The following is a 14,970-nucleotide window of genomic DNA, read 5'->3' on the forward strand; positions in this document are numbered from 1 at the left end:
TTCTCCTGATTTATCGCTTATTTGTTCATGTCTTTAGCGTTGTACTGGAAGTAACGGCTCAGGATATCCAGTTCGGTTTCACTGATATTGGTGCGAGCGCCCATCCCTTTCGCTACTGAAGGCCAGGCGTTGAGCGTAAAATGATTCGCCGGAATTGGCGCATGGCAGCCCGCGCAATACACATTGTCGAGTTTGCGTGCGTAATCCCACATGGGTTCGCGGCTGGCGAGAGCGGAACCGCTCCATTCACCCTGCAGTACCACATCTCGCCACGCATTGCCGTAATCATCTTTTTTCCAGTCGGAGAGGATTTTCAGCGACTGCTGACCTTTTTCACTCAGGCTGGCAAGAATCAAACGCTGTCCTGCCGCGTAGTAAATGACCTGTTCACTTCCCTGCATCTGGCTCCCGCGAATCTCGACCTGTCGCGTATTGTCCGTTGATTTCAGGACTTGCATTTTTGTTGCCGGGTAAACGGTTCCCAAATCGCCAAGCGCGGTGTTGCTTACGGCATAAAGCTCAGTTGCCGAGGCAGGAGTGGAGGCTGACTGTGCTTCAAGCCCTTTGAGCGCGCTGTCATCCATTTTTACTTCAGGTGGGAAATGGGCGACGCCTTTGTGGCAATCAATACAGGTTTGCTTTTCCGCGATGCCCATTTTGTGCATTTTCTGCGCATCTGCGCTTTGTGCGGCAAGATCCATCGCGTCCATGCTGTGACAGCTACGGCAGGTCGCAGAATCACTCGCCTTGAGCTGTGCCCAGACGGTTTGCGCCATCTCCAGACGGTGTTCTTCAAATTTTTCCGGGGTATCGATTTTTTTGGTTATGAACTGATGATAAACATCTTTTGAGGCCCGCAGTTTAGCCACCAGATAATCCAGTCCGCCTTGCGGGATATGACAATCCGCGCACTCTGCACGAATCCCTTTCTGATTCTGAAAGTGAACCGAACCGGTATATTCCTCATAGGGGGCCTGCATTGTATGGCACGATAAACAGAATTCCGTGCTTGACGTTTTGTGCAAGGTCCATTGCCCTGCCAAAACGATAACAGCCCCAAGAACAATGGACAGCAGCATCGTCCAGAGGATGGTTTTATTTATTTTTCTCATCTTTTATTCCCACAAGACGAATACTCTTTAATGGGTAGACAATAATTATCCTAACGCGGCTACTTATTGATATTCATCAAACACAGAGGGAAATGAGAATCAGCATGCGGGTAAGTTTGAAGGGGCTCGCATAATTAATGAGAACGAAATGTAAATATCGAATTTCGTTTAAAATCAGAATTTTAAACCAAGTATAAGGTTGGATTAACTATTAATTTAATAAACATCAGAATAAAAGTTTGATAAATGTTAAAAGCTGCTGAAATTAACCCTTTGGTGACACTCGTTATATAATTAAATATATAATGAAAACACATAAAAAAGAACCCTTTTCTGTTTTTTGATTACACGTATTAATGAAGATATCTGTCTTGCAGTGTTGCTCAGATATATATTTATGAGCAGACTTGCGACACACGCCTTTCATTGACGCGCATTTATGCACGTAACCTTGATCTGGTCACTTATTATACAGAGCCAGCTTTCGCTACACTCAGGGTAGAGGTAAACAAACAGGAGGTAGTGAATATGTATCGCTCAATTCTGGTGCCCATTGATATCTCTGAAACCGATTTAACCCGCCATGTTGTTCCCCAGGTCCAGGCGCATGCCAAAACCGCTAAGGTCCACTTTTTAGCCGTTATTCCTACCGTTCCGTTTTATGCCTCGCTGGGGCTGGCCTACTCTACCGAATTTCCGGACAGAAGTGGTCTGCAGGCCAAGGCCAGCGAAAAACTCGAAGAAATTATTAAGCAGTTCAATATTCCTGCTGGCAGGAGTCAGACTCATGTCGTTTATGGCCCGCCGAAGGACCAGATCCTCAAGCTGGCGGAAGCGGTTGACGCCGAGCTTATTGTCATCGCCTCACATAAGCCCGGTTTTAGCACATATCTGCTGGGGTCAACGGCGGCAGCCGTCGTACGCCACGCGAAATGCCCGGTGCTGGTTGTGCGGTGATAGGGTTAAAATGGGAGCGAATTTGCTCCCGTTTTTTGTGGCTTAGGCCATCACTCAGTTCTGATTATCCAGTCTGACCAACGCCAGCAACAGCTGACTCAGCGCGCCGTAGAAACCAAAGTCATCATAGCGGCGGCATTTGGCGGTGAACGTCGGTAACCAGCGTAACAGCCCCTCCAGCGTTTCTCTGCGCAGTGCATCAATACGCTGGCGGCTAAGCCCGGACTCTCCGAGAGAAAAATGCAGATGGCTTAACAGTTCGATAAAAATCGCCAGATGATCGGCTGACTCGCTAAACGTATCGCTTACCTGCATGCCCGCATCAGATAACAATTGTTTAATAACCCCGTAATTCTGCCCGCCTTCCAGATGAGCCGACGCATAGGGTAACGCCGCATGTTTGTCCGACATCAGAAACAGGCTGCAAAAATCAGCCGCCAGTTCCAGGGTAGCGTCTTCGCGCACCTGAAGCGCAGCAATTTTCGCCTCCAGCAAAAGAACTTCCGCCTCAAGCGACGGTTCACCTTTTAGCACCGCGAACCACTCAGCCATTTCGCTGGACTGTAAAAGCGCCAGGCTTTGGTCGTCACGCTCCCGGGAAAACAACTGCGCCAGCCAGGCGTAAACGCAGGCCATCTGTTCTGTGGTCAGGGAAGAGCGTTTCATCATGACGTCACCTTCTCTGCCGGGACATATTCGCACTGCGCCACCATTTTTATCGGGCCGCTGAACGCCGTCACGTTATCCACTTTGCCGGTATATTTCTCAATATCCACCAGCGTAGTATGGGCGCTGGTTGCCTGCGCCAGTTGAGACGTGCCGATATCTAACGTTAACACGTTCGGATTGCCGTATTTACACAGCGCCCCTGTTTCTCCACCGTTGTCAGGATCGTACCAGGCACCTTCGTGAATACGCGCCACGCCCGGAGTGTAAAGATCGGAGACAACCGCTCCGGCCAGTACTTGTCCACGTGCGTTAAACACACGGACAATATCACCGTTGCGAATCCCCCTTGCGCTGGCATCCTGCGGGTTGATAAATACCGGCTCTTTACCACTTACCGCATAATGTTTACGTAGCGCTTCAGATTCACAAAGCTGCGAGTGCAGACGGAAATCCGGGTGAACCGATTGCAGATGCAGCGGCCAACGCTGCGACCCCGGCCCACCGTGGGAACGTTCGATTTTCTCAAACCACATCGGATGCCCCTGGCAGTCGTCATACTGCATATCGGCAATCGTTTTTGAGAAAATCTCGATCAAACCACTCGGCGTACCCAACGGCTCAAGATCGGGATCTTCGCGGAAGGCCTGATGACGAACAAACATCTGTGGATGTTCGAATTCAACATACTCCTGCTGATTCCAGAAAACGTCAAAAGCCGGGAGATGAACCCCGCGCCCTTTCCCCTGCTGGCTACCTTCCTGCCAGATCCGTTTCAACCAACCCATCTCATCCAGCCCTTCGGTGAAGGCTTCTTCACGATTAAAGCGGCGGCAAAGATCGCGGAAAATATCGAAATCATTACGCGCTTCAAACTGCGGCTGCACCAGCTGTTTCATAGCGATAATGCCGCGGTTAGAGTGGTTGCCATACTGGTCGAGATCGTTACGCTCAAACTGGGTCGTTGCGGGCAAGACGATATCGGCGAATCGACAGGTCGACGTCCACTGATTATCGATGGCGATAACGGTTTCCAGCTTACGCCAGCCTTCAATAATACGGTTGATCTGCTGGTGACGATGGAAAGGGTTAGTCCCGGCAAAAACGCACATCTTTAACGGCGGCAGCTTGACGGTTTTTCCGTTCCAGTTAATTTTTTTGCCCGGTTCCAGAATCGCATCGATAAAACGTGCGATCGGAATAGTGCTGCTGTAGCCCTTAAAATCGGTGCTGTCATGTACAGGCGCAACGGTAGTGGAGCCAGAAAATCCGCTCAGGATAACGCCTTTACGCCCCGGGGTGCCTGCGCCGTTGTAGTGCCAGCCAAAGCCAAACCCACCGCCGGGTAAGCCGATTTGTCCAAGCATTGAGGCCAGCACCACAATCATCCATGCCCACTGCTCCCCGTGCTGCATACGCTGCACGCACCAGCCGGCAATAATCTGCGTTCTGCCGCCCGCCATCTGCCGCGCCAGTTCACGAATCGTATCGGCATCAATCCCGCATATTTTTTCCGCCCACTGCGCATCTTTAGGCTGTCCGTCACTTTCGCCCAGCAAATAAGGCAGAAATTGCTCAAACCCAACGCAGTAGTTATCAAGAAAATGCTTATCGTAGAGCTTCTCGGTAAAGAGCGTGTGCGCCAGCGCCAGCTGTAGCGGCACATCAGCCTGCGGGTTCACGGCGATGTGCTTAACCTTGTCGCGGCCCAGATAGTCGTGAGTCGAGGTGATGACCGGATCAACGCTGATAACCGAGATCTCGCCGCGCGCCACTTTGTCCTTCAGTTGCTCGTAGTATTCATAGACATCATGATCCGGACACCACCAGTTCGCCTGCTGATTTTTAATCAGGTCGGAACCCCACAGCACAATCGTTTTGCTATTTTTCAGTACCAGCGGCCAGGAAGTCTGCTGTTCATATACCTCCATTGACCCGACCACGCGCGGCAGGATCACCTGAGCAGCACCGGTGGAATAGTCGCCCCCGGTACCCACGCTGTTGCCATGCAGCGCAATGGCGCGCGCCAGCATCCCGGAAGCATTATGGAACATGCCGGTTGATTGCCAGCCGCTGGCCGTCAGCAGCGCGCTCGGACCATAGGTCTTCTGAATGCGCTCCAGCTCCTGATAGAAGAAGTCCAGCGCTTCATCCCACGAAACGCGCACAAAGCGGTTATCTCCACGCTGTGTGGTATCGCTCTGATGGCGTTTACGCAACCAGTCGACGCGGACCATGGGATAGCGAATACGCGTGCCGCCATGTACGTGATCCGGCAGTCCGGCGATCATTTTTGACGGGTATTTATCATGCTCAAACGGTTTGGCCTCAATAAAACGGCCATCAACAACAGTGGCACGGATTGCCCCCCAGTGAGAACCGGTCAGGATCCCCTCTTTGACGCCAGCCCCCTGCACCTCTGCAGCATTGGCGCTACGGGGCGTAAGCAGAGAAGGTCCCAACATACCGGCTACGGTCAAACCGCCCAACTGCAGTAGAAAACGTCGGCGAGATGCCTGAAAGAGATCGTTATTTTTCATTGCTTTCTCCCTTATCGCCATGCGGCTTATCCGTAGTGTCAGAGGCATTCATCTGCAAATATTTCAGCAAGGTACGTTCTTCACGTTTATCCAGACTGGTAAATCCAATCATGCCGTTCAACGTGCCAATCCAGCCGTTAGCGTCAAAGTGTTCTTTCTCTGGCGCGCCGTGGCATTGGTTACAGGTTCCGTTATAGAGCGAGTCGGCATAGGCCCAGATAGGTTTGATGTCGTTGACCATATCGCCCTTTTGCATCCAGGCGGTGGCCTGCAGCTTGCTCCACTGCGTATTCGTTTCCGCGACGGTAGTTTGCTCCAGGTTTTTCACGTGCTGCTGGATGTCACCACGAATGGAGGCCACAAAAATGCGCTTGCCTGGCAGTTGCGCCAACACGCGCTGGCGTCCGTTACTCTCGGTCCAGCCCACAATTTCAATTTGCAGCCAATCGCCATCACGCTTTAACACTTTTACTTCAGAGGCGGGTAGCAGTGAGCCAGCAGGTTCTTTATCACCCTTAGCGGCATAAATAGGCTTGATGTCCAGAGAGTAGAGCGTATCGCCATCGTCGTTCGCCCTGGCGCGTAACTCGTCAAACTGTTTGCGGAAACCACTGCTCATATCGGGAAGCTGGTGCGCGATACCTTTATGGCAGTCGATACAGGATTGGTTGTCCTTGGCCGCAATCTTCATCTGGCGTGCGGCTTCAGGATGCTGCTTAGCATGATCCATCGCATCATAGTTATGACAGGAGCGGCAGGTAGCAGAGTTGTTCTCTTTCATCCGTGTCCATTCTCGCTCCGCCAGCTCGGCGCGTTTGGCCTCGAATTTTTCAGGCGTATCTATAGAGTGGGCAACAAAGGTCTGATAAATATCGTTGCTTGCTTCCAGCTTACGCTTCACCATGCCCGGAATATCTGAAGGAATGTGACAGTCATGGCATTCTGCGCGCACTCCAGAGGCATTCTGAAAATGCGCGGACTGTTTATATTCTTCATAAACCGGCTGCATGCTGTGGCAGCTCACGCAAAACTCGGTAGAGCTGGTTAATTTGATGCCAACGTGCGGCAAAACGATCAGCGCGATACCGACCACAATCCCGATGACGACCAGCGCCAACACTGACCAACGTGCGCTCGGTCTGAGTAGCGCCCTCCAAAGTTTCCGCATAATAGCCCCTGTAATTATATGGTTTAGTTACAGAGGATCTTATTTCTCAAATGTGAACAGCAACACTGGTCAGGATGAATGGCTTACGGCACAATGTGAACAGATATGAACAGAAAGAGACAGCAACCAGGATGCCGCATCACATTGTAATTGTTGAAGATGAACCCGTGACCCAGGCACGGTTACAGGCTTATTTTGAACAGGAAGGTTATCATGTCTCTGTCACCGCCAGCGGAGCCGGCCTGCGTGAAATCCTGTCGCAGCACCCTGTGGATCTTATTCTGTTGGATATTAACCTCCCGGATGAAAATGGCTTAATGCTGACCCGTGCCCTGCGAGAACGTTCAACGGTAGGGATCATTCTGGTAACGGGCCGTAGTGACCAAATTGACCGTATCGTTGGCCTGGAAATGGGCGCTGATGATTATGTCACCAAGCCGCTGGAGCTACGTGAACTGGTGGTACGGGTGAAAAACTTGCTCTGGCGGATCGACCTTGCCCGTCAGGCGCAGCCGGAGGCCAAAGACAACTGCTATCAGTTTGCCGGGTATTGTCTGAATGTCTCTCGTCATACCCTGGAACTGGGTGAAGAGGCGATCAAACTCACCCGCGCCGAATATGAAATGCTGGTCGCTTTTGTCACCAATCCGGGGGAGATTCTCAGCCGCGAACGTTTACTGCGCATGCTTTCGGCACGACGGGTGGACAATCCAGACTTACGCACCGTAGATGTGCTGATCCGCCGTTTACGCCACAAGCTACGAGCGGATTTACTGGTGACGCAGCATGGGGAAGGCTATTTTTTAGCGGCTGATGTGTACTGATACAGATAAACAGGACGGAATCCGCCGGGTGACAGCGAGCACTTAACATGCTGGCTGTCGGCATTTTTCGGGGTGAGCACCAGGATCGGTGGACTGATATTTTCCGACACCGGTTGCCCTTGTAATACCCTGATAGCCTGCTGAATCGCCAGTTCACCTTGCCAGACCATCTGATCGCTGGCAGCCATTATGATTCTTTCGCGTTTAAGCCCGCGATACACCTGGTGCGACAGATAAAAAGAGACTACGGTTAGCGGCGTGCCCTGATTCCGCGTCTCCCCCATGGCGGCTTCCGCAGCAATTGCCGTACCGGCCACTACGTCAACATCCGGGTGACGCTCAAGCATCTCCTGCAACAGGTTGCGCTGAACTTCAATATCATTATCCCCTAACGCCACATCCACAATGTGCACCTGACTGCCGGCAATCGCCTGGCGGAATCCTTCCACCATCTCACGACTGCCTCCGGCGTCGTCAGGCCCGGGCAATAATAAGACCTTTAGCGGTTTACCGCCGCTCCACTTAACCAGATAGCGGCCTGGCTGATACCCCATCTGAAACCACGGAACCCCAACCCGCGCCTTTACCGTCGCGTCATGGATCGCATTCACCACCTCAATAACAGGCAGCGATCCAACCTGGGTCTGCAAATCTGGAAAAGTCGTCGTGCTGCTGCCTAACAAAATGGCATCCGCGCCCCATTGCTGGCACTGAGCGATTTGAGATTTTTGCATGTTTAACTGACGATACCCTCCCGCTTCAAGCACCTTCAGGCTCACTCCGTATTTTTTCGCCGCCTCAAGCATGCCGTAATTTACGGAAAGCCAGTAAGAATCCTTCAGGCTGGGATACAGCGCGCACAGTTTCCAGATTTTGTTTGCAGTAACGTCCGTTTGCGGCGCCGGGACAGCCTGCTGGCTATCCTGCCAGCGCAGTAGTGCGGGCACGGTCGCGTGACCCAGACCGGGAAAAAGCGTGATAAGCAGGAAAACCAATACGCGCATGATAGCCTCATCATTGATAAGGCTTTATCCTAGTTGCTTTCCTCTTTTCGACTCAACCTTTTTAATCTGTGGCGACCAGACAGTGAATTTATCTCTGACCAAACGACTGTGGATAGGCTTTGCGCTGATGGCGGCGCTGACCCTCATGAGTACGCTGGTAGGCTGGTATAACCTGCGTTTTGTCAGCCAGGTTGAGCAGGCCAATACCCAGGCGCTGATCCCGACCATGGACATGGCGCGCCAGCTCAGCGAAGCCAGCGCCTGGGAACTGTTTTCCGCGCAGAATCTGACCACCGCAGATAATGAAAATATGTGGCTGGCTCAGGGGCGTATGTTAACCGCCCAAAGTCTGAAAATAACCGCATTACTGAAAACTCTTCGCGAACAGGGCTTTGATACTTCGGCCATTGAACAACAGGAAAAAGAGATCGCCCAGTCGTTAAGCCATCAGGGGGAAATGGTTGGCGAACGGCTGAAACTGCGCGAGCAACAGCAACAACTCAGCCAACAACTTGTTGAGGCTACCGCCAACGTTGCCGAAATGGCGCGCGGGCAGGCCAGTAATGCCGCCACCTCGGCGGGCGCTACGCAGGCAAGCATTTATGATTTAATTGAAAGCCATCAGGGGCAGGCGGCTGAACACGCTCTCGACAGGCTTATCGATATTGATCTGGAATATTATAACCAGATGAATGAGCTGCGCCTGAGCGCGCTACGCGTGCAGCAAATGGTGATGAATCTGGGGAATAACCAGGCGCAGAATAACCTGGCGGCGCTGGAAAACCAGCTGAATGCCGCCGTCAGAGTGCTTCACCGCCGACAAATACGCATTGAAGATCCGGTGGTACGCGCTCAGGTTGCCGACGCAATAAATTCAATTAGCCGTTATGTCGATCTGCTGGCCCTGTATCGTCAGGACAATGACATTACTACCCGCTTACAGATCTTATCGCAAAACAATATCGAGCAATTTACCCGTTTCAGTAGCCAAGTCAGTCAGTTGGTGGAAATCATCGGCCAACGCAATCAGACCGGGCTGGCGCATCTCAAACAGGCCAGCCAGCGCGGGCAAACGCTGCTGCTGCTGTTAGGTGCGGTATCATTGTGCTTGTTAATTCTCATTCTTTGGCGCGTGGTTTACCGCTCGGTCACGCGTCCGTTGGCGCAGCAAACCCAGGCGTTACAGCGTCTGCTTGAAGGTGATATCGACTCCCCATTTCCGGAAACCGCAGGCGTTCGCGAACTGGACACCATTGGGCGGTTGATGGATGCCTTTCGCGCCAGCGTTCACGCCCTGAATAGCCACCGCGAACATTTGGCCGCTCAGGTTAAAGCACGCACCGCCGAGCTGCGGTCGATGGTGTCTGAACATCGGCTGGCGCGTGCGGAAGCCGAAAAAGCTAACCAGGCAAAATCGGCGTTTCTTGCCGCCATGAGCCATGAAATACGCACCCCGCTATACGGAATCCTCGGCACTGCGCAGTTGCTCTCAGACAATCCCGCACTGGCGCAGCATCAGGAGAATCTGCGCGCAATCACCGACTCTGGCGAGTCTCTGCTGACCATCCTCAACGATATTCTTGACTATTCCGCCATCGAAGCGGGCGGAAAAAATGTGGCCATCGGTGATGAACCCTTTGAGCCCAGGCCATTGCTGGAAAGTACGCTTCAGCTCATGCACAGTCGCGTTGCGGGTCGCCCGGTCGCATTGATTATGGATTTTGCCGACGACGTACCCGACTCCTTACGCGGCGATCCGCGCCGCATCCGGCAAATCATAACTAACTTATTAAACAACGCACTGCGCTTTACCGATCGGGGGCACATCATCCTGCGTAGTCGGAGTGAAGGCCAGGATTGGTACATTGAGGTTGAGGACACGGGATGCGGGATTGATCCTGCCCGTCAGGGCGACATTTTTCAGCCGTTTGTTCAGGTAAGCGGTAAACGTGGGGGAACCGGGCTTGGACTCACCATCAGCGCCAGCCTCGCGCAGGCGATGCAGGGAGAACTCAGCGTCACCAGCACACCAGGGGTAGGAAGCTGCTTTCGTTTGCGTCTGCCATTACGGGCTGGCGCGATGCCGGTAGCGAAATCCGTTCCACGAGCGATATCATTACAGGGTTTACGCATACTGCTTATCGAGGATAACCCTCTCACGCAGCGCATCAGCACAGAAATGCTCACCCTCAATGGCGCACAGGTTACCGCTGCTGACAATGCCGCTGCGGCACTAACCATACTGCAGCAAGACGCCCATTATGATGCCGCCCTGGTTGATTTCGATCTTCCGGATATCGACGGCATCACGCTGGCGCAGCAGTTAACCCGCGCATACCCAATGCTAAATCTGATAGGCTTTAGCGCGCACGTCATCGACGAAACGCTAAACCAAAGAACCAGTACCCTGTTTCTCGGCGTTATTCAAAAACCGGTTCCCCGGGATGAACTCAGTCGGTTAATTATGCATTATTTGCACGGTTACGCGCCTCTCCCGGTTGCATCAGAAAATGACAACAAACGGTTAGATACCCAGCAATTAGCCGGAGATATTCAGCTAATGGGATGGCAAAAGGTACACGAATGGTTAGCGCTCTTTAAGCAACATACCCTTCCTGTATTAGATGAGATTGATAATGCGCGCGCAGCACACGATCGCGAGAAGATAAAACGTCTGGCGCATCAGCTAAAAAGCAGTTGCGCCAGCATGGGAATGCGTTCTGCCAGCAGCGTTTGTGCCGCACTTGAACAACAGCCGTTAGCTGATTTTTCACTCAGGGAGGAGGTACAACTCAGTCTTAAGGAAGTGGAAACGTGGTTGGAAAAGGAAAAATCATCGCAATTCGCTGAAGCTGGACATCTGAAGTGATGTTTAGATGGTACGCCCTGTAGGATTCGAACCTACGACCTACGGCTTAGAAGGCCGTTGCTCTATCCAACTGAGCTAAGGGCGCATTGCGAAGTGATTACTTCATGCAGATGAAACGCGTGAATTATACGGTCAGCGCTTGCTGAGTCAATGCCTTTTGTTTCGGTTGCTGGCGAAGTGTACGAATGTTGATTTTTTCTGCTCGTTCAAGGGTATCCAGGAAATCACCTGGTAACAACTCAGCCCGCAAAACGTCAGATTTAGGGATACATGTATTTAGAATATTTATGATTTTGCTTAACATTCCTTTATCCCCTCTCCCGTGGTTCAGGAACTCTTTAATGTTAAGTATCGCCATCAAGGAAGAAAACAGTCACTTCGAACATGGACTGAAAATCATCATCTCCCATCTGGCAAATCAATGGCACCAGGAGATTTGCTTTTTACCCGTCGAAGATATCGATCGCGCTGACATCGCGTTTATCTCCCTGGATGAAGATTGGCTCAGCGCCGATTGCTACCAGGTTCCTGTCCACACCAGGCGCCAACACCGGGTGGTCATCTGTAGCAAAAACGATAAAGATAAGCTGATGTTCCGGCCCTGCTTGTACATGCTGCCACTGATTTATCGGGAAGATGACGTAGACGAGATAACCAAAAAACTGGTTCTCATCCTGCAAAAACGCGCGCTGCGCAATAGCGTGCCCGCAACTATCTGCCATTACTGCACCACTCGTAACTTTTCTATAGAAGAACGTCAGTTCTTAATGTTTCTCGCCAGTGGGTATACCTTAGCCGAAACGGCCCACCTGCTCTCGGTAAGCGATCTCCAGGCCAAAGCTACCCGCCGCAGCATTATGAAAAAGCTGCATGTGAAAAACGATCAGCAATTCTTAAGATACATCCGCGCGCATCTAAACTTTCTACAAAATTAGTCGGAGTAGTTCTGCCTAATTTTTATTGAGAAATATCTCATCGTCGATTAAGTATCGGCTCCTACTGTACCTGGCTTCAGGCTGCCAGAATTATCGAGCCATACTATTTCCGGGGTAACAGAAAGACATACCCGGTAATATTTTATCTAATCTCAGAGAGAGGCTGAACTGGATAAAACAAGCTTTTGGGCATTGAGTAAGACATCAGAAAACTTCCGGCAGATTATTCTGATGGGATACGCAATTGCCAGTCTGATGATTGTTGAAGCACTGAAACCCAACGGCACAAGTAAACTCACCTTTGCGCTGGCAAAAGTTTGGTTCAGGGATGTTTGTAGTCAGCAATTTATCCAGACCTGACGCAACAGAAATGGAATGGAAAAGGATGCACAGCGCAAAACGCCGGGACCGCTATCGCCGTATACGAAACGCTAACTGTACCTGGCAATATCCCCACTGTACCTCACAGGTATTTGACCGGCTCGAGTATCTGGCGCAAAAACTCGAATACACATTACCGGACGACACTATATCTCAGGCGATAATTACGACAGACTACTATCTGGCCTATGCGCTGAGCCGGCATTTATTTTCAGGCACTCGCACGGGGATCTTCCAGAGCGTTGAATCGGCGTTGCTCAGCATGCAAGAGCCGGTAATTAGCCAGTTAGTGATTGACATAGAAGGCTTAACAACTCCTTATTTCGATATACTTGAAGGTCTGCGTCAATTAATTAAGAAGCGTAATGACATTCAAATCTTCATAATGCTATCGAATCGCGATGAAGACCTTACCTCTTTTATTTCACTGTCTGGTCCATTTTATATCTTGTCACGCAATTTACGCCTCCCGGAGATGCGTCACGCCTTATTATATCCGGCTCTAAACTATATTCATTCCAGGCGCATAAACCAGCTCGATTGGGAGATGATTGCCTTACTTTTACAAGGTAACTCATTAAAAAAGATTGCATTGTTACAGACTCTCCCCTACCACCGCATCATCTATCGTCTGAACAAGTTGATTACGCGCCTGGGATTGCCCAGCAGGCAACGCTTCTTACATCTGATACATCGCCTCAACGTTACCTCTCCTCATTTTAATTAACACCATAACCTCCTGTCCCATAAGATTTTTTAAGAAATTACTTATTCTTGAATAAGAAAACAGATCTAATTTTTACAAAAATTTAATATTTACAACTATTCCTGGTATTATGTCTGGTGCGACTGTCACAGTAAACCTTACAGATTCTGTGCATTTCAATATAAAACCACCTTAATGCCGCCTTAACAAAACCTAAACAATTAGTTTATCATATCGTTTTTACTGTTTAAAAAAATTTTTCAATCTGCCATAATTCGAACTGCAGATAAATAATGCCAATAGCCATTAAGACACCTGGATCTTTCAGAACATCCTAACTGACATTAACAACCGGGATGTTGTAAGTCTTTTCCGAAAGAACAGAGCAGGTATAATCCCCACAGTTTCCTGATTAATTGTTAGTTTTCCCGGTGTGAAATGGATTTTCCACAAATTCATTGTTCTGCAGAAGAACAACCGAATAAGCAAGGATGAAATAATATTTATTCGGCTCTCCCTCAGAACAATTCTTGGCTATTTGACAATATTATAACGCCTGATGTTTTATCAAATTCGCAAGATACGCAAACAGTTTGAGGCATACAACAATGAAACCAGCATCCGTTATCATTATGGACGAACACCCTATTGTCAGAATGTCGATAGAAGTACTACTTGAGAAAAACAGTAATATTCAAGTAGTGCTGAAAACCGATGACAGCCGTACGGCAATAGAACACCTGCGCACGCACCCGGTCGATCTTGTCATTCTGGATATTGAACTACCTGGCTCTGATGGGTTTACATTACTCAAAAGAATAAAGTCATTGCAGGAGAAAACTCGGGTACTGTTTCTGTCCTCAAAATCTGAGTCATTTTATGCCGGGCGTGCTATCAGGGCCGGTGCAAATGGTTTTGTCAGTAAACGAAAGGATCTCAATGATATCTACAATGCGGTAAAAATGATTTTATCGGGATATTCTTTTTTCCCTTCGGATACCCTTAATTTCATTAACAATATAAATGCACAGAAAGGCGTCTTGAATGACATGCCGCTCTCTAACCGCGAGGTTACCGTTTTGCGTTATCTGGCAAACGGGCTGTCCAATAAGGAAATTGCTGAGCAGTTGTTACTCAGCAATAAAACGATTAGCGCTCACAAGGCGAATATCTACTCCAAGCTCGGATTACACACCATAGTGGAGCTGATTGATTACGCAAAAATGCATGAATTAATGTAATAACACTCCCGGCGAGATGTCGTTCGGGAGTGTTTTGTCAGCGCATTGATTAGTTATAGTTAATCATAAACGTGGCATCAGCCCTGGCGAGACCAGGCTGAACCCCGTCTGCTAACGCGATATAGTTGGCGAAAAAGGTCAGCGTGGCATTGCCGTTCTCATCAATCCCCACGGTCTGGCTGGCCTGTTCGAGCGGCAATCGCGTGCGATCGCTGTCATGCAATTCGATCGCCACCTTTTGCGCCATCACCGCGTCATCAAGCGCCAGCAACGTCGTGCCTGGGGCCGGTGTTCCGGAAAACGTTATCGAAGCGGATCCAGGCGGGCAGCCTTCCAGCTTCAGCGTAAACGCGACAGGTTGCGTGGTCTCTCCACTGGTCTGAAGCTGCTTTGTCGGCCAGGTGCCTAGCTCCACAGACTTGTTGCTGTCGCTGGCAATTACCGCACAGGTAAAGTCCACCACGTTACCGCGCAGTTCAATATTGATTTCTCCCAGCGACGAAGCGGCATGGCACAACGAACTGAATGTCAGCAGAGACACCATTGCCAGGAGTGTCCCTGCGGCGG

Annotated in this window: 14 protein-coding genes and 1 tRNA gene; 7 read left to right on the forward strand and 8 right to left on the reverse strand. The window is 50.4% G+C overall.

The window, feature by feature from the left end; all coding sequences use genetic code 11:
- Positions 1-17: 17 nt before the first annotated feature.
- Positions 18-1,112, reverse strand: a complete 1,095-nt coding sequence (locus OGV77_RS03785) for a NapC/NirT family cytochrome c (RefSeq protein ID WP_043015494.1) — start codon at positions 1,110-1,112, stop codon at positions 18-20.
- A gap of 528 nt (positions 1,113-1,640) precedes the next feature.
- On the opposite strand from OGV77_RS03785, the gene uspF reads away from it, so the two are divergent.
- Positions 1,641-2,069 (forward strand): universal stress protein UspF, encoded by a 429-nt coding sequence (gene uspF, locus OGV77_RS03790; RefSeq protein ID WP_003021923.1) that lies wholly within the window; start codon positions 1,641-1,643, stop codon positions 2,067-2,069.
- A gap of 54 nt (positions 2,070-2,123) precedes the next feature.
- Here the strand turns inward: uspF and torD are convergent, their stop codons facing one another.
- The 3 genes from torD to torC are packed head-to-tail and all read right to left on the reverse strand — an operon-like array spanning position 2,124 to position 6,443.
- Positions 2,124-2,738, reverse strand: a complete 615-nt coding sequence (gene torD, locus OGV77_RS03795) for a molecular chaperone TorD (RefSeq protein ID WP_075145037.1) — start codon at positions 2,736-2,738, stop codon at positions 2,124-2,126.
- Positions 2,735-5,275, reverse strand: coding sequence for a trimethylamine-N-oxide reductase TorA (gene torA / locus OGV77_RS03800; RefSeq protein ID WP_043015491.1), 2,541 nt, complete (start codon positions 5,273-5,275; stop codon positions 2,735-2,737). Before torA ends, torD begins: the two co-directional genes overlap by 4 nt.
- Positions 5,265-6,443, reverse strand: coding sequence for a pentaheme c-type cytochrome TorC (gene torC, locus OGV77_RS03805; RefSeq protein ID WP_075145038.1), 1,179 nt, complete (start codon positions 6,441-6,443; stop codon positions 5,265-5,267). Before torC ends, torA begins: the two co-directional genes overlap by 11 nt.
- 131 nt (positions 6,444-6,574) lie before the next feature.
- Here torC and torR point away from each other — a divergent pair, with 131 nt between their 5' ends.
- On the forward strand, positions 6,575-7,267 hold the full coding sequence (torR, locus tag OGV77_RS03810; protein ID WP_080625592.1) for a two-component system response regulator TorR: 693 nt from the start codon (positions 6,575-6,577) through the stop codon (positions 7,265-7,267).
- On the opposite strand, the gene torT is transcribed toward torR, so the two are convergent.
- A complete protein-coding gene (gene torT / locus OGV77_RS03815; protein WP_047412881.1) occupies positions 7,240-8,271 on the reverse strand; it encodes a TMAO reductase system periplasmic protein TorT in 1,032 nt (343 codons plus the stop codon). The genes torR and torT overlap by 28 nt on opposite strands.
- 82 nt (positions 8,272-8,353) lie before the next feature.
- Between torT and torS the strand changes: the two genes are divergently transcribed.
- Positions 8,354-11,140 carry a TMAO reductase system sensor histidine kinase/response regulator TorS gene (gene torS / locus OGV77_RS03820; RefSeq protein WP_172862804.1) on the forward strand — a complete coding sequence of 929 codons (2,787 nt, stop codon included), beginning with the start codon at positions 8,354-8,356 and terminating at the stop codon, positions 11,138-11,140.
- An 8-nt stretch (positions 11,141-11,148) separates the two neighbouring features.
- Here torS and OGV77_RS03825 read toward each other — a convergent pair.
- Positions 11,149-11,225: transfer RNA gene (locus tag OGV77_RS03825), tRNA-Arg, on the reverse strand.
- A gap of 39 nt (positions 11,226-11,264) precedes the next feature.
- On the reverse strand, positions 11,265-11,444 hold the full coding sequence (locus OGV77_RS03830; protein WP_043015487.1) for a hypothetical protein: 180 nt from the start codon (positions 11,442-11,444) through the stop codon (positions 11,265-11,267).
- Positions 11,445-11,481: 37 nt separating this feature from the next.
- Here OGV77_RS03830 and fimW point away from each other — a divergent pair, with 37 nt between their 5' ends.
- The 4 genes from fimW to fimZ all read left to right on the forward strand — a co-directional run bounded on the left by fimW (position 11,482) and on the right by fimZ (position 14,403).
- Positions 11,482-12,075, forward strand: coding sequence for a fimbria biosynthesis transcriptional regulator FimW (gene fimW, locus OGV77_RS03835; protein ID WP_043015486.1), 594 nt, complete (start codon positions 11,482-11,484; stop codon positions 12,073-12,075).
- A 231-nt stretch (positions 12,076-12,306) separates the two neighbouring features.
- Positions 12,307-12,435: a hypothetical protein gene (locus OGV77_RS03840; RefSeq protein ID WP_255602865.1), complete on the forward strand. Its 129-nt coding sequence runs from the start codon at positions 12,307-12,309 to the stop codon at positions 12,433-12,435.
- Positions 12,436-12,460: 25 nt separating this feature from the next.
- Positions 12,461-13,183 carry a fimbria biosynthesis regulator FimY gene (gene fimY, locus OGV77_RS03845; protein ID WP_043015485.1) on the forward strand — a complete coding sequence of 241 codons (723 nt, stop codon included), beginning with the start codon at positions 12,461-12,463 and terminating at the stop codon, positions 13,181-13,183.
- A gap of 587 nt (positions 13,184-13,770) precedes the next feature.
- Positions 13,771-14,403 (forward strand): fimbria biosynthesis transcriptional regulator FimZ, encoded by a 633-nt coding sequence (gene fimZ, locus OGV77_RS03850; RefSeq protein WP_043015484.1) that lies wholly within the window; start codon positions 13,771-13,773, stop codon positions 14,401-14,403.
- 49 nt (positions 14,404-14,452) lie between these two features.
- On the opposite strand, the gene sfmF is transcribed toward fimZ, so the two are convergent.
- Positions 14,453-14,947 carry a fimbria assembly protein gene (gene sfmF / locus OGV77_RS03855; protein WP_087051608.1) on the reverse strand — a complete coding sequence of 165 codons (495 nt, stop codon included), beginning with the start codon at positions 14,945-14,947 and terminating at the stop codon, positions 14,453-14,455.
- Positions 14,948-14,970: the final 23 nt, after the last annotated feature.

This window comes from Citrobacter sp. Ce129 (genome assembly GCF_030334545.1).
Lineage (GTDB): Bacteria > Pseudomonadota > Gammaproteobacteria > Enterobacterales > Enterobacteriaceae > Citrobacter > Citrobacter europaeus.